Here is a 24416-nt window from a genome sequence, read left to right as displayed (position 1 = left end):
GAGGGAATGGAATGGTGGCGAATCCTGGCGGAGGTTCAACTGATGCCGGTGGCGGACCGGTTCGTCACATTCCTGTTCTTCTCGACGAAGTCCTTGCGGCATTGGCGCCCGCGCCCGGCAAACTCATCCTCGACGGTACGTTCGGCGCGGGCGGTTACAGTTTAGCCATCCTTGCTGCCGGCGCCGAGGTGATTGCGCTCGACCGCGATCCGACGGCGATTGCGGCTGGCCAAGCGATGGTCGCCGCCCATGGCGGTCGTCTCAGGCTCGTTCATTCGCAATTCTCGCATCTTGCCGATCATGCGCCACAAGGTGGGCTCGATGGCGTCGTGCTCGATATCGGCGTCTCCTCCATGCAGATCGACGAGGCCGAACGTGGCTTCTCCTTCCAGAAGAACGGGCCGCTCGACATGCGCATGTCGGCCGAAGGCGTTTCGGCTGCCGATGTCGTCAACCGCGCCAAGGTCGCAGATCTCATTCGCATCTTCCATTTTCTCGGCGAGGAAAGCCAGGCGCCGCGCATCGCCCATGCGATCGAGAAGCGCCGCGAGGAAAAACCGTTCGAAACGACACGCGATCTCGCCGGTCTCATCGAACTCGTTACGCCGCGCAAGATGAAGGACAAGATCCATCCGGCAACGCGCGTCTTCCAGGCCTTGCGGATCTTCGTCAACGACGAGCTCGGCGAGCTGGCGCAGGCGCTGTTTGCGGCGGAAACGGTACTGAAGCCCGGGGGGCGGCTCGTCGTTGTCACCTTTCATTCGCTCGAAGACCGCATCGTGAAGAAGTTCTTCTCCGACCGCGCCGGCAAGGCGTCGGGTTCGCGGCATCTGCCGGTCGCGCATGAGCGGGCGGCAACCTTTGCGGCGATCGGCAAGCCGATGGTTTCAGCAAGCGAGGCGGAGGCGGAGATCAATCCGCGAGCCCGCTCCGCAAAGCTGCGCGCCGGTTTGAGGACGGACGCCGCCGCCGAGGCCGCGGATATGTCGCTCTTCGGATTTCCCAATCTTGCCAGTCTTGGAAAGCTTGGAGGTTGATATGCTGAGAACGTTCGATCTCGTGCTCATCGGCGTCATGACGGCCACCGCCGCCGTGACCTACACAATCAAGCACCGCGCCGAATTGAAGGTCGAGGAGGTTCATCGCCTCGAAGCCGAGATCAAGCTCGAGAAGGACACGATCGACCTTCTCAAGGCCGACTGGGCGCTGCAATCGCAGCCGAACCGGCTGGAGCGGCTGGTCAAGGCGTATAATGAAGAATTGAAGCTGCAGCCGACGGAATCGACGGCGCTCGTGCATGCCAAGGAATTGCCGATGCTGAAATCCGAGGTTCCCGTGCCTGACGTGACGGAGGCAAAAGCCAGCGCCAAGGGCGCGCCAGACACCGCGAAGGGCGCGCAAGCCGCCGCCAAGGCGCAGCCCGTTCCAATGCCTGCGCCACGCGGCGAGGCAGAGGATGCAGACCAGATCGAAACCGGCTCGGTGGAGGAATAATGTCGTTTCTTTCCCGCATCATGGTTTTGAAGAGCCAGGCGCATTTCTCCGCCGGCGTCTATAACCGGTTCGGCGGTCCTTCCCCCGCCGGCCTGGCGATCGAGGGATCGCGCAAGAAGAAATCAGGGCAGGCAAAAAGCCGCGTCGGCCTGCTGATCCTTGGCTTCATGGGCGTCTACGCCGTTATCGGCGGCCGTCTCGTCGAATATGCGATGAAGGATCAGGAGGTCGTCTCCAGCATCCTGCCGCCCGACCGGCTGATGGCCTCGCGCCCCGACATTCTCGACCGCAACGGCGAGGTGCTGGCGACCGACATCCGCACCGTCTCGCTGTTTGCCGAACCGAACAAGATCGTCGACGCCGACGAGGCGGTCGAGAAGCTTGCAACGGTGCTGCCCGAACTCGACGTCAGAGACACTTATAAGAAGCTCTCGGTCAAGACCTCGCATTTCGCCTGGCTGCGCCGGCAACTGACGCCGAAGCAGCAGAGCCAGATCCTGGCGCTCGGCATTCCCGGCATCGGTTTCCGGCCGGAGAAGCGCCGCTTCTATCCGGGTGGGGCGACCGCCGCACACATCCTCGGTTACGTCAACATCGACAACCGCGGTGTCGCCGGCATGGAGAAATTTATCGACGATCAAGGCCTTGCCGATCTCGCTTCCGTCGGCATGACCAGCGACCAGCCGCTCGAGCCGGTACGACTGTCGATCGACCTGCGCGTGCAGAACATCGTTCGGGACGCGGTCGTCAACGCGGTCAACAACTTCCAGGCCAAAGGCGCCGGTGCCGCGGTCATCGATGTGCATACGGGAGAAGTGCTGGCGATGGCATCGGCGCCGGATTTCGATCCGAACGATCCGCAGGAAGGCGCAAAGGAGGGTTGGCTCAACCGGATGACCAACGGCACCTTCGAAATGGGTTCTACCTTCAAGACCTTTTCGCTGGCCATGGCGCTCGATAGCGGCAAGGTGAAGATGACCGACAGTTTCGATGCCAGCAAATCGATCTATATCGGCGGCTTCACCATCCACGATTTTCACGGGCAGCGCCGCTGGCTCACCGTTCCCGAGATTTTCCAGTATTCTTCGAATATCGGTACGGCACGCGTCATCGATATGGTCGGCATCGATGCGCAGAAGGATTATCTCACCAAGTTCGGCCTCTTGACGAAGATGCAGACCGAGTTGCCCGAAGTAAAGATGCCGAGCCAGCCGCGCGTCTGGAAGAAGATCAATTCGATCACGATTTCCTTCGGCCATGGCGTCTCGACGACGGCGCTGCAGACAGGGGTGGCGGCTGCCGCTCTCGTCAACGGCGGCAAGCTGATTGAGCCGACATTCCTGCCGCGCACACGCGAACAGGCCGATGAGATCGCCACGCAGGTCATCAAGAAGACCACCAGCGACGAGATCCGCTATCTCCTCGACTTCAACGGCTACAAGGGATCCGGGCGGGTCGCCCGCGTGCCCGGCTTTTCCGTCGGCAGTAAGACCGGCACGGCCGACAAGGTGGTGAACGGTCGTTATTCAGCAACCCTGAATTTTAATTCCTTCATCGCCGCCTTCCCCATGAACGATCCCAGATATGCCGTGATCACTTTCTGCGACGAGCCGAAGACCGGCGAGAAAGCCTATGGCGGAACGATCTCCGCCGGTACCGCCGGCCCCATCGCCCGCGAGATCATCAGGCGTGCGGCCCCAATTCTCGGCATCGAGCCGAAATTCGGGGAGGGCGGATCGGCCTTGCTGGTGTCTTATTGAGTGTGAATGAATATCGACGCCGATTCGCGAGGGGTGAACCGGCTTCAAGAGAGAAAAGTGCATTCGATGAAATTGCGAGACCTGGCCGGAGATCAGTTTCCGGAACTTGAAGCACAGCTCGAAGGCCCGGCAGGCCTGCTTGATATTTCAGGCCTGTCTTCGGATAGCCGCAAGGTGGCGCCGGGCAATGTCTTCGTCGCGGTCGCCGGCACCAGGGCGGACGGCGCTGGCTTCATCGTGGATGCCGCCGGCCGCGGTGCTGCCGTCGCGATCGCCTCCCAAGCCGTCGATGCTTCGATCCCCGTGCTTGCGGTCAAGGAGCCGCGCCGTTTCCTTTCCATCGCCGCCGCACGTTTCCACGGCAGGCAGCCCGACACCATGGTCGCCGTCACCGGCACCGCCGGCAAAACCTCCGTCGCTTCTTTCACCCGGCAGATCTGGGCGCATGCGGGTCACGTGGCCGCGATGATCGGCACGACGGGCGTCGTCTCGCCGACGCGCAACGAATATGGCTCGCTGACGACGCCCGATCCGGTGTCTCTGCACGCGCTGCTGGCCGAACTCGCCGAGGAAGGCGTGACACATGCCGCGATGGAAGCTTCCAGCCACGGCCTCGACCAGTGCCGGCTCGACGGCGTCAGGCTTGCCGCCGCCGCCTTCACCAATCTCGGCCGCGACCACATGGATTATCATCCGACAGTCGAGGCCTACATGGCCGCCAAGATGCGGCTTTTCGATACGCTGCTGCCGAAGGGATCGCCGGCGGTGATTTTTGCCGACGATCCGTGGTCGGCGCAGGCGATCAAGGCCGCGACCGATGCCGGTCACGACATTCGTACCGTCGGGCGAAAGGGTGATTACCTCTCGTTGAAGCGCGTCGAGCACTTCCGCCACAAGCAGATGGCCGAGATCCATATCGGCGGCGAGATCTTCGAGGTGGACATTCCGCTGGCCGGCGATTTTCAGGTGGCCAACGCGCTGGTCGCGGCAGGACTTGCCATGTCGACCGGCGTTGAGGCGAAGGTTGCGATGGCCGCGCTCGAGAAGCTCGTTGGCGCGTCCGGCCGTCTCGAACTCGTCGGCCATACGAAAGACGGCGCGCTTGCCTATGTCGACTACGCCCACAAACCGGATGCGCTGGAAAACGTTCTGGGCTCGGTCAGACCCTTCACCACCGGCCGCGTCATCGTCGTCTTCGGTTGCGGCGGCGACCGTGACCGCGGCAAACGGCCGATCATGGGCGAAATCGCCTGCCGACTTGCCGACGTCGTTATCGTCACCGACGATAATCCGCGTTCGGAGGAGCCGGCCTCGATCCGCGCGGAGATCATGGCGGCAGCAAGCTGCGCCGCGGAAATCGCCGATCGCGCCATGGCGATCCGCGAGGCCGTCGGCATGCTGAGATCCGGCGATACGCTGATCGTCGCCGGCAAGGGGCATGAGGAAGGGCAGACGATCGGCGGCGTCACCCTGCCGTTCTCCGATCATGCGGAGGTGCGCAAGGCCTTGGAGGAGTTGAAATCTTGAGCTGGCTCTGGACGACGGAAGACATGATCGCAGCGATGGCGGGGCGCCCTTTCGGCACGCTGCCCGAAGGCATCACCGGCATTTCCATCGACAGCCGCTCGATTGCTCCGGGCGAAGCTTTCTTCGCGATCAAGGGCGACCGCGTCGACGGTCACGACTACGCCTCGATGGCGATGGCGAACGGCGCTTCCCTTCTCGTCGTCAGCGAGGCGAGGCTTCCCGCCATGGGCCGGCTGACGGTGCCGATGATCGTCGTGGAAGATGTGCTCGCGGCACTTGGCCGGCTCGGCCTTGCCTCGCGCGAGCGCTCGCGGGCCCAGATCATCGCGGTGACGGGATCTGTGGGAAAGACGACCACCAAGGAAATGCTGCGGCATGTGCTGTCGCCCTCCGGCAAGGTGCACGCCTCCGTCGCCTCCTTCAACAATCATTGGGGTGTGCCGCTGACGCTGGCGCGCATGCCTGAGGATACGGATTACGGCGTCTTCGAAGTCGGAATGAACCATCCCGGTGAGATCCGGCCGCTGGTGACGATGATCCGTCCCGATGTCGCCGTCATCACGACGATCGCGCCGGCGCATCTCGGCAATTTCAAGAACATCAAGGAAATCGCCGCCGCCAAGGCCGAGATCTTCGAGGGGCTCGAACCCGGCGGCCATGTCGTGCTCAACCGCGACAACGACCAGTTCAATTTCCTCGACCGCACGGCGCAGTCGCTCGGCATCGAGCATATCCATTCCTTCGGCCAGCATGCCAAGGCCGAATTCCGGCTCGCAGAATTCAACGGTTCCGACGAGAATTCGACGCTGTGGCTGACGGTCGGCGGCGAGACGCTGGAGGTTGCGCTCGGCGCACCGGGCCGCCATATCGCCGAGAATGCGCTCGCAGCGCTCGGCGTCGTCAGGATCGTCGGCGCCGATATGCAGAAGGCGATCGAAACGCTTGCGACGCTGAGGCCGGAAAAGGGCAGAGGCAAGCGCCACCGGCTTGTCATCGGCGGTGGCAGCTTCACGCTGATCGACGAGAGCTACAATGCCAATCCGGCTTCGATGCGCGCGGCGATCGCGCTGCTGGCGGCCTCCGAGCCGACCGGCCGCGGACGCCGTATCGCCGTGCTCGGCGACATGCTTGAGATGGGCGACTATGCGCAAAAGGTCCATACCGACCTTGCCGTGCCGCTGCTTGCTGCCGGCATCGAACATGTGTGGCTCGCAGGAGCCGAGATGGCTGCGCTCAAGGAATCGCTGCCGGAAAGCGTCCATGTCGAATATCGCGAGAACACGGACGAATTGACGGATTATGTATTGAACTCGGTCGCGCCAGGCGACGTGTTGATGGTGAAATCGTCTCTGGGCATCGGTTTCGGCAAGATCGTCGCCGCACTCCTTGACAAGTTCCCGCCATTTGCCGACACGCAACGCGAATTTTGATCGGGTAAACAAGGGGCCCTGAATGCTGATCTGGCTTGTCGAACTGTCGGAATATTTCAAATTTCTGAACCTGTTCAGATATATTACCTTCCGCACGGGGGCCGCTCTCTTCACCTCAGCGCTGATCGTCTTCCTGTTCGGGCCGACGATCATCAATTCGTTGCGCATTCGGCAGGGCAAGGGCCAGCCGATCCGCGCCGACGGGCCGCAGACGCATTTCAAGAAGGCCGGCACGCCGACCATGGGCGGGCTGATGATCCTTGCCGGCATCGTCGGCGCGTCGCTGCTCTGGGCCGATCTTTCCAATGTCTATGTCGTCGCTACATTGCTGGTGACGCTGGGCTTCGGCGCGATCGGCTTCTACGACGATTATCTCAAGGTCACGAAGCAGAGCCACATGGGCTTTTCCGGCAAGGCGAGGCTCGGTATCGAATTCGTCATCGCCGGCATCGCCGTCTATTTCATGATGCGCACCGCCCTTGCTTCGGGGATTGCCGGCTCGACCTTCGGCTCCTCGATCGCCTTTCCCTTCTTCAAGGACTTCATGATCAATATCGGCATCATGTTCGTCGTCTTCGGCGGCTTCGTCATCGTCGGCGCCGGCAATGCCGTCAACCTGACCGACGGCCTTGACGGGCTTGCCATCGTGCCTGTGATGATCGCCGCTGCCTCCTTCGGCGTCATCGCCTATCTCGCCGGCAACGTGGTGTTTGCGAATTACCTGCAGATCAATTTCGTGCCAGGCACCGGCGAGCTCGCGGTCGTGCTCGGCGCCGTCATCGGCGCCGGCCTCGGCTTTCTCTGGTTCAACGCACCGCCGGCCGCCATCTTCATGGGCGACACGGGGTCGCTGGCACTCGGCGGCACGATCGGCACCGTCGCCGTCGCCACCAAGCACGAGATCGTCATGGCGATCATCGGAGGCCTCTTCGTCATCGAGACGCTGTCGGTCATCATCCAGGTCGGTTTCTTCAAGATGACCGGCCGGCGTGTCTTCCTGATGGCGCCGATCCATCATCACTTCGAGAAGAAGGGCTGGACGGAGAGCCAGGTGGTGATCCGCTTCTGGATCGTCGCCGTCGGCCTTGCCATGCTCGGCCTTTCGACGCTGAAGCTCCGGTGAGGCAGCGATGATCCCGGTCACGACGCTCAAGGACAGGAAGGTCGCACTCTTCGGGCTCGGCGGCTCCGGTTTCGCCACCGCCCGGGCGCTGATATCCGGCGGTGCCGAGATGACCGCCTGGGACGACAATCCCGACAGTGTCGCCAAGGCCGCTGCCGAAGGCATCAGGACGGAAGACCTGCACAACATTGACTGGAGTCAGCAGGCGCTGTTCGTGATGTCGCCCGGCGTGCCGCTCACCCATCCGAAGCCGCATTGGACTGTCGATCTTGCCCGGGCGGCCGGCGTCGATATCGTCGGTGACGTCGAACTCTTCGTGCGCGAGCGCCGTGCCCATGCGCCGGATTGCCCCTTCATCGCCATAACCGGTACCAACGGCAAGTCGACCACGACGGCGCTGATCGCCCATATCCTGAAATCCGCCGGCTACGACACGCAGCTCGGCGGCAATATCGGCACGGCGGTGCTGACGCTCGAGCCGCCGAAGGCCGAGCGTTATTACGTCGTCGAATGCTCCTCCTACCAGATCGATCTGGCGCCGACACTGGACCCGTCTGCCGGCATCCTGCTCAACCTGACGCCCGATCATCTCGACCGTCACGGCACGATGCAGCATTATGCCGATATCAAGGAAAGGCTGGTCGCCGGTAGCGATGTCGCGATCGTCGGCGTCGACGACAGCCATTCGGCGCTGATTGCCGACCGTGTCGAGCGGGCAGGCGTCAAGGTGGTGCGTATTTCGCGCCGCAACGTGCTGGCCGATGGCATCTATGCCGAAGGCACCAAACTCATCCAGGCCGCCGGCGGCGCCATGCTGCCTTTCGCCGATCTCGACGGCATCCAGACGCTGCGCGGCAGCCATAATGCGCAGAATGCTGCAGCCGCCGTCGCCGCCTGCCTTGCCGTCGGGGTTTCCGCCGACGATATTCGCACCGGTCTCGCCTCGTTTCGCGGATTGAAGCACCGCATGCAGCCGGTCGGGCAGCGTGGCCGCGTCGTTTTCGTCAACGATTCCAAGGCGACCAATGCCGATGCCGCAGCGCCGGCTCTTTCGAGCTATGATCGCATCTATTGGATCGCCGGCGGCTTGCCGAAGGCTGGCGGGATCACGACGCTTGCTCCCTATTTTCCGCGCATCGCCAAGGCCTATCTGATCGGTGAGGCGGCGGCGGAATTTGCCGCGACGCTCGGCGAGGCCGTGCCTTACGAGATCTCGGGCACGCTGGAGCGCGCCGTCGCGCATGCGGCCGCCGATGCCGAACGCGACGAAAGCGCTGCTTCGGCCGTGATGTTATCCCCGGCTTGCGCAAGCTTCGACCAGTATAAGAACTTCGAAGTCAGGGGCGAAGCCTTCGTCGGCCACGTGGCGGCGCTTGACGGTATTGCGATGCTGATCGGTCCGGCAACAGGAGAGAAATGACATGGTAAGCCGCGCGGAACGTGGGCCTCTGGCCGATTGGTTCTGGACCATCGACCGCTTCTTCCTGGCAATGTTCATCTTCCTGATGGGCATCGGCTTCATGCTGTCGTTTGCGGCATCTCCTGCGGTCGCCGAGCGCATTGGGCTCGAGCCCTTCCATTTCGTCAAACGCCATGCGGCCTTCATGATCCCTTCGATCGGCGTCATGCTCGGGCTGTCGTTCCTGACGCCGCGCCAGGTGCGGCGAACCGCAATTCTGATCCTGATCATCTCGGTCGCCATGATGATGCTGGTGCTGTTCGTCGGGCAGGAGGTCAAGGGTGGCAGGCGCTGGATCTGGATCGCCGGCCTTTCCATCCAGCCGTCGGAATTCATGAAGCCTGCCTTCGTCGTGGTCTGCGCCTGGCTGTTTGCCGAACATGCGCGCCAGCCGGAGATCCCCGGCAATCTCTTTGCCATCATTCTGTTCGGCATCGTCGCGGCCCTTCTCGTCGCGCAGCCGGACCTCGGCCAGACCATCCTGACCACGGCCGTCTGGGGCGGGATGTTCTTCATGGCCGGCATGCCATGGATCTGGATCATGCTGCTCGGCATCGGCGGCGCCGGCGGCCTGCTCAGTGCCTATTACGTCTTCCCGCACGTCGCCGGCCGAATAGACAAGTTCATGACCGGCGAGGGTGATACTTTCCAGATCGACACCGCGCGCGAGGCGATCATCCGCGGCAGCTGGTTCGGGCAGGGACCGGGCGAAGGCATCGTCAAGCGCATCATCCCGGATGCGCATACCGACTTCATCTTCTCGGTCGCGGCCGAGGAGTTCGGCATCGTCTTCTGCATGGCGCTCGTCGCGCTGTTTACCGTGCTGGTGCTGCGCGGCCTCTCGCATGCCTATCGCGAGCGGAACGACTTCAACCGCTTCGCCGTCGCCGGCCTGGTGCTGCAGATGGGCATTCAGTCTATCATCAATATTGGCGTCAATCTCGAACTGCTGCCGGCAAAGGGTATGACGCTGCCGCTGATTTCCTACGGCGGCTCGTCTATGGTGGCGATCTGCGTCACCGCCGGCTTCATTCTGGCGCTGACGCGCCATCGACCGGAAAAACGGGCGCAGGACCGGAGCCTCTTCCGCGTCCCGCACGGCATGCCGGCGGAGTAGGAGACCATGAGCAAAGGCATCGTGCTGCTTGCCGCCGGGGGAACCGGCGGCCATGTGTTCCCGGCGGAGGCGCTGGCCTTCAAGCTGAAGGAGCGCGGCTATTCGGTGCATCTCGTCACGGACAGCCGGGCCGAGCGTTATGCCGGCAAGTTCCCGGCCGAGGAAATCCATGTCGTGCCGTCGGCGACGATCGGCTCGAAGAACCCGATCGCCGTCGCCCGCTCGCTATGGACGCTTTGGAGCGGCATGCGGGCGGCGAAGAAGCTGATCCAGCGGCTGCGGCCGGTCATCGTCGTCGGTTTCGGGGGGTATCCCACCGTGCCGCCGCTGCTTGCTGCTACCCGGCTCGGCGTGGCCTCGATGATCCACGAGCAGAATGCGGTGATGGGGCGGGCCAACAAAGCCTTGGCAACCCGCGTGCAGGCCATTGCCGGCGGTTTCCTGCCGGAGGGGGGTGCTGCCTTTGCAGACAAGACGGTGACGACAGGCAATCCGGTTCGTCCGGCGATCATCGCCGCCGCCGAGGTGCCTTACACGCCGTCGCGTCCGGGTGAGGCCTTCAACCTCGTCGTCTTCGGCGGCAGCCAGGGCGCGCAATATTTCTCAAAGGCGCTGCCGACGGCGATCAGCCTGCTCGACGACGCGCTTCGCGTGCGCCTGCGCATCACCCAGCAGGTGCGTCCCGAGGATATGGAGATGGTCAGCGGCTGCGTCGCCAAGCTGGAGATGGGAGCCGATATTGCACCCTTCTTCACCGACATGGCCGAGAGGCTGGCGAGGGCGCATCTCGTCATCTGCCGTTCGGGTGCCTCGACGGTTTCGGAAATCTCCGTGATCGGCCGGCCTGCCGTGCTCGTGCCTTACCCGCACGCTCTCGATCACGACCAGGCGGCGAATGCGGCGGCACTTGCTGCGACCGGCGGAGCGAAGGTGATCGCCCAGTCCGAGCTTTCGCCGGAGAAGATCGCGGCGATCCTGACGGCTGTGATGAACGATCCGGAAAAGCTTGCGCACATGGCGGCGGCGGCGAAACTCGCCGGAAAACCCGATGCAGCGAACTTGCTTGCCGACATGGTTGAGGCTATTGCCGCCAGACGGACAATTGCGGAATTCAAGAGGACACGCGCATGAAACTGCCGAAGGCGATCGGTCTCGTCCATTTCATCGGCATCGGCGGCATCGGCATGAGCGGTATTGCCGAGGTGCTGCACAATCTCGGCCACAAGGTGCAGGGATCGGACCAGGCTGACAGCGCCAATGTCCAGCGCCTGCGCGACAAGGGCATTGAGGTGTTCGTCGGTCACCGACCTGAAAACCTGGGTGAGGCCGAAGTCGTCGTCGTCTCAACGGCGATCAAGAAGAGCAATCCGGAACTCATCGCCGCGCGCGAAAAGCTGCTGCCGGTGGTGCGCCGCGCCGAAATGCTGGCCGAGCTGATGCGCTTCCGCAATGCGATCGCCATCGGCGGCACGCATGGCAAGACGACGACCACCTCGCTGGTCGCCACGCTGCTCGAAGCCGGCGGGCTCGACCCGACCGTCATCAATGGCGGCATCATCAATGCCTATGGCACCAATGCCCGCATGGGCGAGGGCGAGTGGATGGTGGTCGAGGCCGACGAATCGGATGGCACCTTCCTGAAGCTTCCGGCCGATGTCGCTGTTATCACCAATATCGACCCGGAACATCTCGACCATTACGGCAATTTCGACGCCGTGCGCGCCGCCTTCCGGCAGTTCGTCGAGAACGTGCCGTTCTACGGCTTCGGCGTCATGTGTCTCGACCATCCCGAGGTGCAGTCGCTGGTCGGCCGCATCGAGGACCGCAAGATCATCACCTATGGCGAGAACCCGCAGGCCGACGTGCGCTTCAAGAATGTGCGCGTCGACGGCACGCGCTCGATCTTCGACGTCGAAATCCGCCGCCGCCGCACCGGCCAGGTAATCGAGCTCAAGGGGCTGGTCATGCCGATGCCCGGGCGGCATAATATCTCCAACGCGACGGCGGCGATTGCCGTCGCCAACCGGCTCGGCATATCGAGCGCCGATATCGCCAAGGGGCTTGCCTCCTTCGGCGGCGTCAAGCGCCGCTTCACGCTGACCGGCGAATGGAACGGGGTGCAGATCTTCGACGATTACGGCCATCATCCGGTCGAGATCAAGGCGGTGCTGCGCGCCGCCCGAGAGTCCTGCAAGGGGCGTGTCATCGCGGTCCACCAGCCGCACCGCTATAGCCGTCTTGCGAGCCTGTTCGAGGAATTCGCCGCCTGCTTCAACGATGCCGACAGCATCTTCCTGGCACCCGTCTATGCGGCGGGGGAGGATCCGATCGAGGGTATCGATTCCGTGTCGCTGGTCTCGCGCATAAAATCCGGCGGCCATCGCGACGCCCGCTTTCTAACTTCGGCGGAGCTTCTGCCGCAGATGGTCGCGGAGGTTGCAAAGCCGGGCGATTTCGTGGTTCTGTTGGGGGCTGGGAGCATCACGTCCTGGGCAGCGGCACTGCCCAAGCAACTGGAAGGCCTATCGGGAAAGTCCGTATGAAACAGGTGAATGGGGAAAAGCTTCTCGCGTCTCTCGGAGACGGTGTAAAGGATATCCGCGGCCGTATCACGCCGGATGCCCCGATGGACCGCGTCACCTGGTTCAGGGCTGGCGGCTTGGCTGAGCTGATGTTCCAGCCGCATGACGTCGACGATCTCATCGCTTTCCTGAAGATATTGCCGGAGGAGGTGCCGCTGACGGTGGTCGGCGTCGGCTCCAACATCCTGGTGCGCGACGGCGGCATTCCCGGCGTCGTGCTGCGCCTGTCGGCCAAGGGGTTCGGCTTCGTCGAGCTTGCCGGCGAAAACCGGATTCTCGCCGGCGCCATCTGCCCTGATAAACATGTGGCGGCGATGGCGATGGACAACGGTATCGGCGGCTTCCATTTCTTCTATGGTATTCCCGGCGGCATCGGTGGCGCGGCGCGCATGAATGCCGGCGCCAACGGTGTGGAGACGCGGGAGCGGCTGATCGAGGTCCATGCGGTCGACCGCAAGGGCGACAAGCATGTTCTTTCCAATGCCGAGATGGGCTACTCCTACCGGCATTCGACCGCATCCACAGATCTGATCTTTACCTCTGTGCTGTTCGAGGGCTATCCGGAAGAGCGCGCACAGATCCGCGCCGAGATGGACGCCGTGCGCAACCATCGCGAGACGGTGCAGCCGGTGCGCGAAAAGACCGGCGGCTCGACCTTCAAGAACCCGGCCGGTCATTCTGCCTGGAAACTGGTCGACGAGGCAGGCTGCCGCGGTCTCGTCATCGGCGGAGCACAGATGTCGTCGCTTCACTGCAACTTCATGATCAACATGGGGCAGGCAACCGGCTATGATCTCGAATATCTCGGCGAACAGGTGCGTCGCGAGGTCTTCGAGAAAGACGGCATCAAGCTCGAATGGGAAATCAAACGCCTCGGCGTCTTCATGCCCGGCCGTGAGGTGCGTCCGTTTCACGGTGTGACGAGCGAATAACGGTTTACGTCACCGCAAGCTTCAGGCCTTCGCGCGGCGTGACGAGAGGCGACCAGCCGAGCACGTCGCGGGCATGGGATATATCGACCTGCAGGGAACCACAAAGACGCTGGTAGACGGCGCTCTTTCCCGCGACTCTCGCGCCCATCTGCAACAGCGTTGGAGGGAAGGGGAGCAGCATCGGTTTGACACCCAGCCCTGCGGCAATCCCTTCGATAAGTCCGGGAGTCGAAAGATCTTCTCCATCGCCTGCGAGAAAGGTCTCGCCGGCTGCGTCGGGATGCGCCATGCAGGTGATGATCAGATCGACGAGATTTGGAAGGGCGACCAGTGTCCGGCGGTTCTTCAGCGACGCGAAGGGGAGCGGTATCTTTTTCCGGACAAGTCCGACGAGCAGGGCGAAGTTGCCCCTCGCACCGGGTCCATAAACGAGCGGCGGGCGAATGACGACGACTTCCATGCCTGTTCGAGCGGCGATTTCATGCAGCCCGATTTCAGTTTCCAGCTTTGAGATGCCATAGGGATCGATTGGCATCGGCGTATCGTCATGCCGGAAGGGCCGATCGTTCTCCTCGCCATTGACCTTGATGCTGCTGATGAAGACGAACCTTTTTACGCCCGCGCGGGCGGCCTGCTCGGCGAGGTTCAACGTGGCGGCGGTGTTGATACGGCGAAATTCCGCAAGCGGATCGGCTGCGCGGTCATTCATGATGTGAACACGAGCGGCGAGATGGACGATGACATGGATACCCTCCAGAACTGCCGCCCAATCGGTTTCGCTTGTTACCTCGATGGGGAAATGCCGCACGGATGTCGGGAAGCTGGCGGCCGCAGATCGCGTCGTTACCGCAAGCTCGCATAGCCTCTCTCCATGCAGTCTTTCGACGAGAGGCCCACCGACAAAGCCGGCCGCGCCGGTAATGAGGCATCGCATGATCTGTTCCCCGTTTTGCCGTGAGTGTTCCGGTTACCCGGAAGTGCCCACGGCATCAATAAAAAGCCGCGACGTTAGAGCGCCGTGCGTCCTTTCGGACGCACAAAGGACGCTCTAACACTTTGAATCTACGCATCGTGCTTTCCGAAAATCGATTCCGATTTTCGGAAAGCACGATGCGCTAGCAGTCGCGGCTTGTTGTTCATTCGCTGCTCGAAGCTCAGACTTCCTCGCGGCCCGACAGCCGGATGCAGACCAGCGAGATCACTGCCGAGGCGGCAAGGTAGTAGCCGACATAGTCCAGACTATAATGGGTGGCGAGCCAGGTGGCGATATAAGGGGCGAGCGAAGCGCCGAAGATGCCGCCGAGGTTGAAGGTCATCGAGGCGCCGGTATAGCGCACCGTGGTCGGAAAGGGGGCGGCCAGGGCAGCGCCGATCGGACCATAGGTGAAGCCCATCAAGGCGAGGCCGATGATCGAGCACAGGAAGGCGCCTGCGAGACCGCTGGTCAACAGCGTCGCGTAGAAGAAGCCGAAGATCGCGATGGCAATTGTCGTCAACGTCAGGATGATGCGGCGCGAGTAGAGATCGGAGAGCCAGCCGGAGAGCGGGATCGTCAGGCCGAAGAACACGACGCCGACAAGCTGGACGACCAGGAACTGCTCGCGGGAGTAACCGAGCCCACCCTTTTCCAGAGGTGTCGTACCCCAGGAGAGCGTGAAGACCGTCATCAGGTAGAACAGCACGAAGGTCGCGACGGCGATGAAGGTGCCGAGGATCAGGCTGCGCAGATGGTTACGGAAGACGACCTCGATCGGCACAGCGACGCGTTCGTGCTTTTCGACGGCTTTGCGGAATTCCGGCGTCTCGGCAATCTTCAGGCGGACATAGAGGCCGACGGCGACGAGGGCGAGGCTGGCGATGAAGGGAATGCGCCATCCGTAGTCGAGGAAATCCTCGTTGCTCATCGTTTCCGTCAGGATGAGAAAGAAGCCGGAGGAGAGGATGAAGCCGATCGGCGCGCCGAGCTGCGGGAACATGGCGTACCAGCTGCGCTTGCCGGGAGGAGCGTTTTCGGTGGCAAGCAGAACGGCGCCACCCCATTCGCCGCCGAGGCCGAGGCCCTGGCCGAAACGGCAAAGCGCCAGCAACAAGGGTGCTGCGATGCCGATCGCATCATAGCCGGGCAGCATGCCGATCAGCACGGTCGAAAGGCCCATCGTCATCAGCGCGGCGACGAGCGTCGCCTTGCGGCCGATGCGGTCGCCGAAATGACCGAAAATCACGGCGCCGATGGGGCGGGCGAAAAAGGCGATCGAGAAGGTGACCAGCGATTGCAGCGTTGCGGCGTTCGAATCGCTTGCCGGGAAGAAGAGGTGTGGGAAGACGAGGACGGCTGCCGTAGCGTAGACGTAGAAGTCGAAGAATTCGATGGTGGTGCCGACAAGGCTGGCGATAAGGACGCGAGCCGGAGAATTGACTTGCGTGCTGTTCGAGGCAGGAGTCGGCGATGCGGAGATCGCGTCAGTCATTTTCATTCCAATCAGTATTTTTATGGAGCGCCTTGGGAGGCTCGCGGGTCTTAACGCAATTTCAGATCCGAGAAAACGTCAAAACATGCAGTCGGTACAGGGGACGTGGCCCGCATGCATTACCGGCTCGCATCCCCCGGCGTCATCTCAAATCCTTGGGTTTTCCTTCCTTGCGCGAGTCTTGCCGTGGCGTTGCTCGCATGCTTGACCGGAATCGAATTGTAACAGATTCATTGCTAACCCTCTGGTTGAGGGCAGAGGAGATATCCATGCAAAAGAGTCTTGTTGCCGAATTTCTCGGCACGTTCTGGCTGGTCTTCGGCGGATGCGGCAGTGCCGTGCTGGCCGCGGCCTATCCCGAGCTTGGAATTGGTTTTGTTGGCGTGGCCTTTGCGTTCGGTCTGACCGTGCTCACCATGGCCTATGCCGTGGGCGGCATTTCGGGCGGTCATTTCAACCCCGCCGTCTCGCTTGGCCTTACGGTTGCCGGACGGTTTCCGGCGGCGCGTCTCGTTCCCTATATCGTCGTGCAGGTTGTCGGCGCCATCGCCGCGGCGGCGCTGCTTTATCTCATCGCCAGCGGCAAGGCGGGTTTCGAACTCGGCGGATTTGCCGCCAACGGATATGGCGATCATTCTCCGGGCGGTTATTCACTGCTTTCGGCGCTGCTGATCGAAGTGCTGCTGACCATGTTCTTCCTGATCATCATCTTGGGGTCGACCAGCAGTCGGGTGCCTGCGGGCTTCGCGCCGCTTGCGATCGGCCTCGGGCTGACGCTGATCCATCTCGTTTCTATCCCCGTGACGAATACCTCGGTCAATCCGGCGCGTTCCACCGGCCAGGCGCTTTTCGTCGGCGGCTGGGCGCTGCAGCATCTCTGGCTGTTCTGGATTGCGCCGCTTGCGGGTGGGGCGCTCGGCGGGCTCGTGTGGAAGTTCCTCGACGACGCCGACTGACTGCAAGAAACTAATCTATCCCATTGAGCCCGCGCGGTTTTTCCGTGCGGGTTTTTCTATTTTCGCGGATCGGCGACATCTTCGATCTGGCAATCGCGAAGAAGAGAAGGTTAAAAAATCAGGGGCGCGGCAAGACGAAGTTAACGAAAGTAAACACTTCATTAACCATAATGATGCTCTAATGCACCCAGGTCGGACAAAGGCCCGAAACGGCGCAGACAGCTTCGCGCAAGCGTCGATTTCGAAAATGGAAGTTATTTTTTGGGGGTGTTGATGAGTCGCAAGCATGTCGCTGTCCTGATGGGCGGATTTTCCTCGGAAAGGCCTGTCAGCCTTTCCTCGGGAAAGGCTTGCGCAGAAGCTCTCGAAGCGGAGGGCTTCGACGTGACGCGCATCGACGTGGCGCGCGACGTTTCCGAGAAACTCGCCGCGCTGAAGCCCGATGTCGTCTTCAATGCGCTTCACGGCCCGTTCGGCGAGGACGGCACTATTCAGGGCATCCTCGAATATCTCGAAATCCCCTATACCCATTCAGGAGTGCTTGCCTCGGCGCTGGCGATGGACAAGGCCAAGGCGAAGCGTGTCGCTGCCGCCGCCGGCATTCCGGTCGCCGAATCGCAGGTGGTCAACCGTTTCGCCTTTCCCTCGACGCATCCGATGAAGCCGCCCTATGTGGTGAAACCCGTCCGCGAGGGGTCGAGCTTCGGCGTCGTCATCGTCACGGAAGATCAGGCGCATCCGCCGCAGATCGTTAGCTCGCCGGAGTGGCGTTACGGCGAGGAAGTGATCGTCGAGCGCTATGTTTACGGTCGCGAACTGACCTGCGGCGTCATGGGTGAAACTCCGCTCGGCGTCACGGAAGTGGTGCCGCATGGACACAATTTTTATGATTACGACTCCAAGTATGCGGCGGGCGGTTCAAAACACGTCATCCCCGCGAAAATTTCACCGAATATTTACCAAAAAATACAAACATTGTCCCTAAGGGCGCATCAGGCAATCGGTTGTCGCGGCGTCAGTCGGTCCGACTTTCGTTACGACGATCGTTTCTCCGAAGACGGCGAAATCATCTGGCTGGAGGTCAATACCCAGCCAGGCATGACTCCAACCTCGCTCGTGCCCGAAATGGCCGGTCATGCCGGCTATTCATTTGGTCAGTTTCTCCGGTGGATGGTGGAGGACGCGTCTTGTTTGCGTTGACGGTCAAGAGGATTGGGCGCCCCAGCCATTATGCCGTGCTTCCGATCATGGAAGCCGAAGAGCGGTTCGTGCTGCCGCGTCCGCTGCGCCGGGTCACGCGCTTTCTGATCAGCCTCTGCAGTGGCCGCATCTACATTCCTGTTCATACGGGCACGGTCTCGGCGCTCGCTTTCTTGGGCGCGACGGGGCTTTACGGCATGTCGCTCGGCGGCCACACGGAAGCCGTGGCGCAGGCGACGACCACGGCCGCGGGTTTTGCGATCGAGGACGTCAAGGTCTCCGGCAATTCGGAGACCTCCGAAATCGAGATCCTGCAGTTGATCGGCCTTGACGGCACGACCTCGCTGGTCGCCCTCGACGTCGATGCCGCCCGCAGGAAGATCGCGCATCTTCCCTGGGTCGAAAATGTCGAGGTCCGCAAGATTTATCCGAAGACGATCGAGGTGAAGCTCAAGGAGCGCCAGGCCTATGCGATCTGGCAGCACGGGCAGGAGCTTTCCCTGATCGAGAAGAACGGCAGCGTCATTGCGCCGCTGCGCGACAACAAGTTTTCGGCGCTGCCGCTCGTCGTCGGCCGCGATGCCGAAACGGCGGCGGCTTCGCTCGACGAAGCCTTCTCGAAGTGGCCCGACGTTAAGGCCCGCGTGAAGGCCTATGTCTGGATATCCGGCCGTCGCTGGGACCTGCACATGGACAACGGCGTCGTCGTCAAGCTGCCGGAAGACGGTATCGACCAGGCACTGGCGACGCTTTCGAAGTTCGACAAGGAGCATCAGCTCCTGGAGCGGGACATTGCCGCAGTCGATCTCAGGCTGGCCGACAGAACCGCGATCCAGCTGACGCCGGAGGCGGCGATCCGCAGGCAGACGGCAGTGACGGAGCGTACGAAAGAATTGAAGAAGGCGGGGCAGAATATATGAGCTTGTTCGGTTCATCCCATTTCGGATTGCCGCGCCTGAAGCCGCTTTCGTCGAAGCGGTCACATGTCGTTTCGGTGCTCGACATCGGTTCGACCAAGGTTGTCTGCATGATCGGCCGGCTGACGCCGCGCGAGGAAAGCCAGATCCTGCCGGGCCGCACGCACAATATCGAGATCATCGGCATCGGCCACCAGCGCTCCCGCGGAATCAAGACCGGCGTCATCGCTGATCTCGACGCGCTGGAAGGCGTCATCCGCCTCGCCGTCGACGCGGCCGAGCGCATGGCGGGGCTGACCGTCGAGAGTCTGATCGTCAACCTGACGGCCGGCCGTCTCGGCAGCGATATCTACACTGCGACAATCGATCTTGGCGGCCAGGAAGTCGAGCTCAACGATCTGAAGAAGGTGCTGTCGGCCGCCTGCCAGCAGTCGCTGCGCCAGGACCGTTCGGTGCTGCATTCGCTGGCGACCGGCTTCTCGCTCGACGGCGAGCGCGGCATCCGCGATCCGCTGGCGATGTATGGCGATGCACTCGGCGTCGACATGCATGTCGTCACGGCGGAGCGCTCGGCGCTGAAGAACCTTGAGCTTAGCGTCAATCGCGCGCATCTGTCGGTCGAGGGCATCGTTGCGACGCCCTACGCATCGGGCCTTGCGGCTCTCGTCGACGACGAGGTCGAGCTCGGCTGCGCGGCGATCGACATGGGCGGCGGTACGACGACGATCTCGGTCTTTGCCGAAGGCAAGCTCGTTCATACGGATGCCGTCGGCCTCGGCGGCCATCACGTCACCACCGACCTGGCGCGCGGCCTTTCGACCCGCATCGAGGATGCGGAGCGGCTGAAGGTCGTGCATGCCTCGGCACTTTCGAATTCCTCCGACGAGCGAGAGCTGATCTCGATCCCGCCGATCGGCGAGGACGATCGCGACCAGCCGTCGCAGGTGCCGCGGGCACTGGTATCGCGCATCGTGTCGGCCCGAATTGAGGAGACGATGGAACTGATCCGCGACCGTATCCAGCGCTCCGGTTTCAGCCCGATCGTCGGCAAGCGTGTCGTGCTGACCGGCGGGGCGAGCCAGCTGACCGGCCTTGCCGACGTGGCGCGGCGCATCCTTGCCCGCAACGTCCGCATCGGCCGCCCGATGGGCGTCTCGGGGTTGCCGACGGCGGCCAAGGGCCCGGCCTTTTCGACGGCCGTCGGCCTGATGATCTATCCGCAGGTCGCGGACATGGAGACACATGCGTCACAGAGCGGTCTGCTCATGTCGCTTGGGGGAAATAACAGCCGCATAGCCCGCATGGGCCAGTGGCTGAAGGAAAGCTTCTGAAATTGCGTAATTGGCCGGCGTGGCGATGCGGCCAGAGAGAGAAGGAACAGGTACCATGACCATCAAGCTGCAAAAGCCTGACATCACAGAGCTGAAGCCGCGCATCACCGTGTTCGGCGTTGGCGGCGGTGGCGGCAATGCCGTCAACAACATGATTACCGCCGGCCTCCAGGGCGTCGACTTCGTCGTCGCCAACACGGATGCGCAGGCGCTGACGATGACGAAGGCCGAGCGCATCATTCAGCTCGGCGTCAACGTCACCGAAGGCCTCGGTGCCGGCTCGCAGCCGGAAGTCGGCCGCGCGGCCGCCGAGGAGTGCATCGACGAGATCGTCGATCACCTGAACGGCACGCATATGTGCTTCGTCACCGCCGGCATGGGCGGCGGCACCGGCACAGGTGCTGCCCCGGTTGTCGCACAGGCGGCCCGCAACAAGGGCATCCTGACGGTCGGCGTCGTCACCAAGCCGTTCCATTTCGAAGGCGGGCGCCGCATGCGCCTGGCCGAGATGGGCATCCAGGAACTGCAGAAGTCTGTCGATACGCTGATCGTCATTCCGAATCAGAACCTCTTCCGCATTGCCAACGACAAGACGACCTTCGCCGATGCCTTCGCCATGGCTGACCAGGTTCTCTATTCGGGCGTTGCCTGCATTACCGATCTGATGGTCAAGGAAGGTCTCATCAACCTCGACTTCGCCGACGTCCGCTCGGTGATGCGCGAGATGGGCCGGGCGATGATGGGTACCGGCGAAGCTTCCGGCTCCGGCCGCGCACTGCAGGCCGCGGAGGCTGCGATCGCCAACCCGCTGCTCGACGAAACCTCGATGAAGGGCGCCCAGGGCCTGCTGATCTCCATCACCGGCGGCCGCGACCTCACGCTCTTCGAAGTCGACGAAGCCGCGACCCGCATCCGCGAGGAAGTCGATCCGGACGCCAACATCATCCTCGGCGCCACCTTCGACGAATCGCTCGAAGGCATCATCCGCGTCTCGGTCGTCGCAACCGGCATCGACAGGGCGATGAACGAAGCCGCCGAGCGGAACTTCCAGCCGGCCACAAGGCCTGCTATCCGTTCCTCCGCGGCTGTTGCTCCGGCAGCGGCCGCAGTTCAGCCTGCCCCCGTGATGCAGGCACCGAAGGCCATGGACCCGATCGCGCAAACCATCCGCGAAGCCGAGATGGAACGCGAGCTCGAAATTCCGGCCCCGCGTGCTGCCGCACCGCTGCAGCAGCCGGCGGCACAGCAGGAAACCTTCCGTCCGCAGAGCAAGATCTTCGCGCCTGCACCGGAAGCTCCGGCAATGCGTCCTGCACCGGTTCAGCAGCAGGCTCCGGCGCCCGCCATCAGCCAGCCGGTCATCAGCCAGCCGGTGCAACAGCAGCCCGTCCGGCAGGAGCCGATCATCCGTCAGGCGCCCGAACCGATGCGCATGCCGAAGGTCGAGGATTTCCCGCCCGTCGTTCAGGCCGAACTCGATCACCGTGCGCAGCCGGCTTCCGCGCATGCGGCGGAAGAGCGCGGTCCGATGGGTCTGCTCAAGCGAATCACCAATTCGCTTGGCCGCCGTGACGACGACGCCGTTGCCGCCGATATGACCGCAGCACCGCCGGCCGCTTCGCAGCAGCGCCGTCCGCTGTCGCCGGAGGCAAGCCTCTACGCACCGCGCCGCGGCAACCTCGACGACCAGGGCCGCGCAGTTCCGCAGGCCCGGATGATGCAGGAAGACGACCAGCTGGAAATCCCGGCATTCCTGCGTCGCCAGTCGAATTGAGGCCGTGCTTCGGCACCTCTCATGCCCGGGATCGAGGTCCCGGGCATTGCTGTTTTTTCGCCCGTGATTCGCAAGTGATTTCAATCGTGTGGCTTCGTAACAAAGCGAAAGAAACAGTGATTTGGATTGGAGCGCCGGCGCACGTAAGTATGGTGCAACGAAACTGCCCCAGGAGACCTTTCTACAGGCTCCGGCTGCAGAATAAACGATGACCGCGCCGATCGGACAGACCGCCGGTGCGGAAGAATAAAGGCAGAATTTATGGCAATTGGCTTGCTGGGTTTTCAAACGACGGTATCGCGTCCCGTAACGCTTTCGGGCATCGGGGTCCATTCGGGCGCCGACGTTTCGATCACCCTGAACCCGGCCGAATCGGGCACCGGCATCGTATTCCACCGCCTGCATGACAATGGCGACATTACCGAACTCAAGGCCGTTTCCTCGCAGGTCGGCAATACCGACCTCTGCACAGTGCTCGGCTTCTCGCCTGCCCATTCGGTCGCGACGATCGAGCACGTCATGGCCGCCGTCTATGCACTCGGTCTCGACAATGTGGTGATCGAGGTGCAGGGCTCCGAAATGCCGATCATGGACGGCAGCTCGCTGCCCTTCGTCGAGGCGATCGAGCAGGTCGGTCTCGTCTCGCTCGGCGTCAAGCGCCGCTATATCCGTATCACCAAGCCGGTGCGAATCGAGCATGGCGGCTCCTGGAGCGAATTCCGCCCCTATGACGGCACGCGCTTCGAAGTCGAGATCGATTTCGACTGCCCGCTGATCGGCCGGCAGAAGTGGGCCGGCGACATGACCGCCGCCGTCTTCAAGGCCGAGCTTTCCCGCGCGCGCACCTTCGGCTTCATGCGCGATGTCGAGCGTCTCTGGGCGTCGGGCCACGCGCTCGGCTCCTCACTCGAAAATTCCGTCGTCATCTCGGACGACAACACCGTCATCAACGTCGAAGGACTGCGTTACGCCAAGGACGAATTCGTCCGCCACAAGACGCTCGATGCCGTCGGCGATCTCTCGCTTGCCGGCGCCCAGTTCATCGGCTGCTACCGCTCCTATCGCGGCGGTCACAAGATGAATGCCAACGCGCTGAAGGCGCTGCTCGCCGATCCCTCCGCCTACGAGGTTGTGGAGACGTCGACGCCGCGCCAGCGCGTCGCTGCCCGCGAACTGATCGCCGTCAGTGCTTCGGAATTCGCTCCCTGGTCGGCATGACCTCCAGCATACTCTCAAGACCAGGCCGCCTCTTTCCCGGAGGCGGTTTTTTTATGTCCGACCGCGTCTGCGGCGATAGACCGATGCTTGGCCGCCACAGGTCGGGAAGAAGTTGAAAAGGCGGTCATTTCTGCGGCCGCTGCCACAAAAATGCGTTAATGCCTTATCATTGCGTTGCTCTTGATGCACATTTGTGGCTAGAAACGCCAGCGAGGCGTGGCTGCCGTGGAGAGAGCGGCAGCAGTGGGGTTCTTTCGAATGGGTTATGCAGGATCTGAAGGTATGATGAAGACAGCGCGCGCTTTGTTCGCATCGCTTCTGGTGCTCAGCGCAGGCGCCTTGATCTCCGGTTGCCAGTCGGACCCCGATATCGACATCACCAAGCTCGGCCTCGAAACCGATCCGCCCGACGTGCTTTACACCCAGGGCCTTGCCAATATGAAGGCCGGCAACATGGCGGAAGCGGCGCGCAAGTTTGACGCGATCGACCGCGAGAACCCGTTCTCCGAATGGGCACGCAAGGCGCTTGTGATGAGCACCTTCGTCAAATACCGCCAAGGCCGCCTGGACGATGCGCTTGCTTCCGGCAACCGCTACATGTCGCAATATCCGAAGTCCCAGGATGCCGCCTATGTGCAGTATCTCATCGGTCTCACCTATTCCAAGCAGATCGTCGACGTGACGCAGGACCAGCGCGCCTCGGCCAAGACGATCGAGGCGATGCAGGCTGTCATCGACAACTATCCGAACTCCGAATATGTCGATGACGCGCAGGCGAAGATCCGCTTCGCGCGCGACCAGCTCGCCGGCAAGGAAATGCAGATCGGCCGCTACTACATGGAGCGGAAGGAATATCTCGCCGCGATCTCGCGCTTCCGCATCGTCGTCGAGAAATATCCGAACACGAACCAGATCGAAGAGGCCTTAGCGCGTCTCGTCGAAGCTTATTACGCGATGGGCATCGTCGACGAGGCGCAGACAGCCGCTGCCGTGCTCGGTCACAATTATCCCGACAGCCAGTGGTATGCTGATTCCTACAAGCTGCTGCAGAGCGGCGGTGCCGAGCCGCGTGAAAACAAGGGCTCGTGGATCGCCGCAGCGGGCAAGAAACTTCTTCTCGGTTCCTGA

General features: G+C 62.4%; 20 protein-coding genes. 18 read left to right on the top strand and 2 right to left on the bottom strand.

Annotated elements, in window-relative coordinates; genetic code table 11:
* Window positions 1-11 precede the first annotated feature (11 nt).
* From rsmH to murB, 11 genes are read left to right on the top strand one after another with little or no spacing between them, the layout of a single operon-like run.
* Window positions 12-1037, top strand: a complete 1026-nt coding sequence (gene rsmH / locus BA011_RS12400; RefSeq protein WP_065280691.1) for a 16S rRNA (cytosine(1402)-N(4))-methyltransferase RsmH — start codon at window positions 12-14, stop codon at window positions 1035-1037.
* 1 nt (window position 1038) lies between these two features.
* Window positions 1039-1494: a cell division protein FtsL gene (ftsL, locus tag BA011_RS12395; RefSeq protein WP_065280690.1), complete on the top strand. Its 456-nt coding sequence runs from the start codon at window positions 1039-1041 to the stop codon at window positions 1492-1494.
* Window positions 1494-3254 (top strand): peptidoglycan D,D-transpeptidase FtsI family protein, encoded by a 1761-nt coding sequence (locus tag BA011_RS12390; protein WP_065280689.1) that lies wholly within the window; start codon window positions 1494-1496, stop codon window positions 3252-3254. Before ftsL ends, BA011_RS12390 begins: the two co-directional genes overlap by 1 nt.
* Window positions 3255-3260: 6 nt before the next feature.
* The gene (locus tag BA011_RS12385) at window positions 3261-4781 is read left to right on the top strand and encodes a UDP-N-acetylmuramoyl-L-alanyl-D-glutamate--2,6-diaminopimelate ligase (RefSeq protein ID WP_186806549.1); all 1521 of its coding nucleotides are present in this window, start codon (window positions 3261-3263) and stop codon (window positions 4779-4781) included.
* Entirely contained in the window at window positions 4778-6211 is a 1434-nt protein-coding gene (locus BA011_RS12380; protein WP_065280688.1) for a UDP-N-acetylmuramoylalanyl-D-glutamyl-2,6-diaminopimelate--D-alanyl-D-alanine ligase, read from the top strand. Before BA011_RS12385 ends, BA011_RS12380 begins: the two co-directional genes overlap by 4 nt.
* A gap of 22 nt (window positions 6212-6233) precedes the next feature.
* Window positions 6234-7334, top strand: a complete 1101-nt coding sequence (gene mraY, locus BA011_RS12375) for a phospho-N-acetylmuramoyl-pentapeptide-transferase (RefSeq protein WP_003541415.1) — start codon at window positions 6234-6236, stop codon at window positions 7332-7334.
* Between the two features lie 7 nt (window positions 7335-7341).
* On the top strand, window positions 7342-8754 hold the full coding sequence (gene murD, locus BA011_RS12370) for a UDP-N-acetylmuramoyl-L-alanine--D-glutamate ligase (RefSeq protein ID WP_065280687.1): 1413 nt from the start codon (window positions 7342-7344) through the stop codon (window positions 8752-8754).
* Window position 8755: 1 nt separating this feature from the next.
* On the top strand, window positions 8756-9910 hold the full coding sequence (ftsW, locus tag BA011_RS12365; protein WP_065280686.1) for a putative lipid II flippase FtsW: 1155 nt from the start codon (window positions 8756-8758) through the stop codon (window positions 9908-9910).
* 6 nt (window positions 9911-9916) lie between these two features.
* Entirely contained in the window at window positions 9917-11041 is a 1125-nt protein-coding gene (murG, locus tag BA011_RS12360) for an undecaprenyldiphospho-muramoylpentapeptide beta-N-acetylglucosaminyltransferase (RefSeq protein ID WP_065280685.1), read from the top strand.
* Window positions 11038-12453 (top strand): UDP-N-acetylmuramate--L-alanine ligase, encoded by a 1416-nt coding sequence (gene murC, locus BA011_RS12355; RefSeq protein ID WP_065280684.1) that lies wholly within the window; start codon window positions 11038-11040, stop codon window positions 12451-12453. The genes murG and murC overlap by 4 nt, the downstream gene beginning before the upstream one ends.
* Window positions 12450-13424, top strand: coding sequence for a UDP-N-acetylmuramate dehydrogenase (gene murB, locus BA011_RS12350; protein ID WP_029873420.1), 975 nt, complete (start codon window positions 12450-12452; stop codon window positions 13422-13424). Before murC ends, murB begins: the two co-directional genes overlap by 4 nt.
* Before the next feature lie 4 nt (window positions 13425-13428).
* On the opposite strand, the gene BA011_RS12345 is transcribed toward murB, so the two are convergent.
* Both BA011_RS12345 and BA011_RS12340 read right to left on the bottom strand, forming a co-directional pair.
* Window positions 13429-14358 carry a UDP-glucose 4-epimerase family protein gene (locus tag BA011_RS12345; RefSeq protein WP_065280683.1) on the bottom strand — a complete coding sequence of 310 codons (930 nt, stop codon included), beginning with the start codon at window positions 14356-14358 and terminating at the stop codon, window positions 13429-13431.
* A gap of 220 nt (window positions 14359-14578) precedes the next feature.
* Window positions 14579-15892, bottom strand: a complete 1314-nt coding sequence (locus tag BA011_RS12340; protein WP_065280682.1) for an MFS transporter — start codon at window positions 15890-15892, stop codon at window positions 14579-14581.
* 269 nt (window positions 15893-16161) lie between these two features.
* Between BA011_RS12340 and aqpZ the strand changes: the two genes are divergently transcribed.
* From aqpZ to BA011_RS12305, 7 genes are all read left to right on the top strand, one after another.
* A complete protein-coding gene (gene aqpZ, locus BA011_RS12335; protein WP_065280681.1) occupies window positions 16162-16848 on the top strand; it encodes an aquaporin Z in 687 nt (228 codons plus the stop codon).
* 273 nt (window positions 16849-17121) lie between these two features.
* Complete coding sequence (locus BA011_RS12330) at window positions 17122-18048, top strand: D-alanine--D-alanine ligase (RefSeq protein ID WP_065280680.1); 927 nt, start codon at window positions 17122-17124, stop codon at window positions 18046-18048.
* Entirely contained in the window at window positions 18036-18968 is a 933-nt protein-coding gene (locus tag BA011_RS12325) for a cell division protein FtsQ/DivIB (protein WP_065280679.1), read from the top strand. Before BA011_RS12330 ends, BA011_RS12325 begins: the two co-directional genes overlap by 13 nt.
* Complete coding sequence (ftsA, locus tag BA011_RS12320) at window positions 18965-20296, top strand: cell division protein FtsA (protein ID WP_003561012.1); 1332 nt, start codon at window positions 18965-18967, stop codon at window positions 20294-20296. The genes BA011_RS12325 and ftsA overlap by 4 nt, the downstream gene beginning before the upstream one ends.
* 55 nt (window positions 20297-20351) lie before the next feature.
* The gene (ftsZ, locus tag BA011_RS12315) at window positions 20352-22070 is read left to right on the top strand and encodes a cell division protein FtsZ (RefSeq protein ID WP_065280678.1); all 1719 of its coding nucleotides are present in this window, start codon (window positions 20352-20354) and stop codon (window positions 22068-22070) included.
* A 261-nt stretch (window positions 22071-22331) separates the two neighbouring features.
* Window positions 22332-23288 carry a UDP-3-O-acyl-N-acetylglucosamine deacetylase gene (gene lpxC, locus BA011_RS12310; RefSeq protein WP_065280677.1) on the top strand — a complete coding sequence of 319 codons (957 nt, stop codon included), beginning with the start codon at window positions 22332-22334 and terminating at the stop codon, window positions 23286-23288.
* A 258-nt stretch (window positions 23289-23546) separates the two neighbouring features.
* On the top strand, window positions 23547-24416 hold the full coding sequence (locus BA011_RS12305; RefSeq protein ID WP_171377584.1) for an outer membrane protein assembly factor BamD: 870 nt from the start codon (window positions 23547-23549) through the stop codon (window positions 24414-24416).

The organism is Rhizobium leguminosarum (assembly GCF_001679785.1).
In the GTDB taxonomy this organism is placed as follows: Bacteria; Pseudomonadota; Alphaproteobacteria; order Rhizobiales; family Rhizobiaceae; genus Rhizobium; species Rhizobium leguminosarum_R.
The sequence above is the reverse complement of the archived record's forward strand: the minus strand, read 5'-3'. Positions and strand labels throughout refer to the sequence as shown.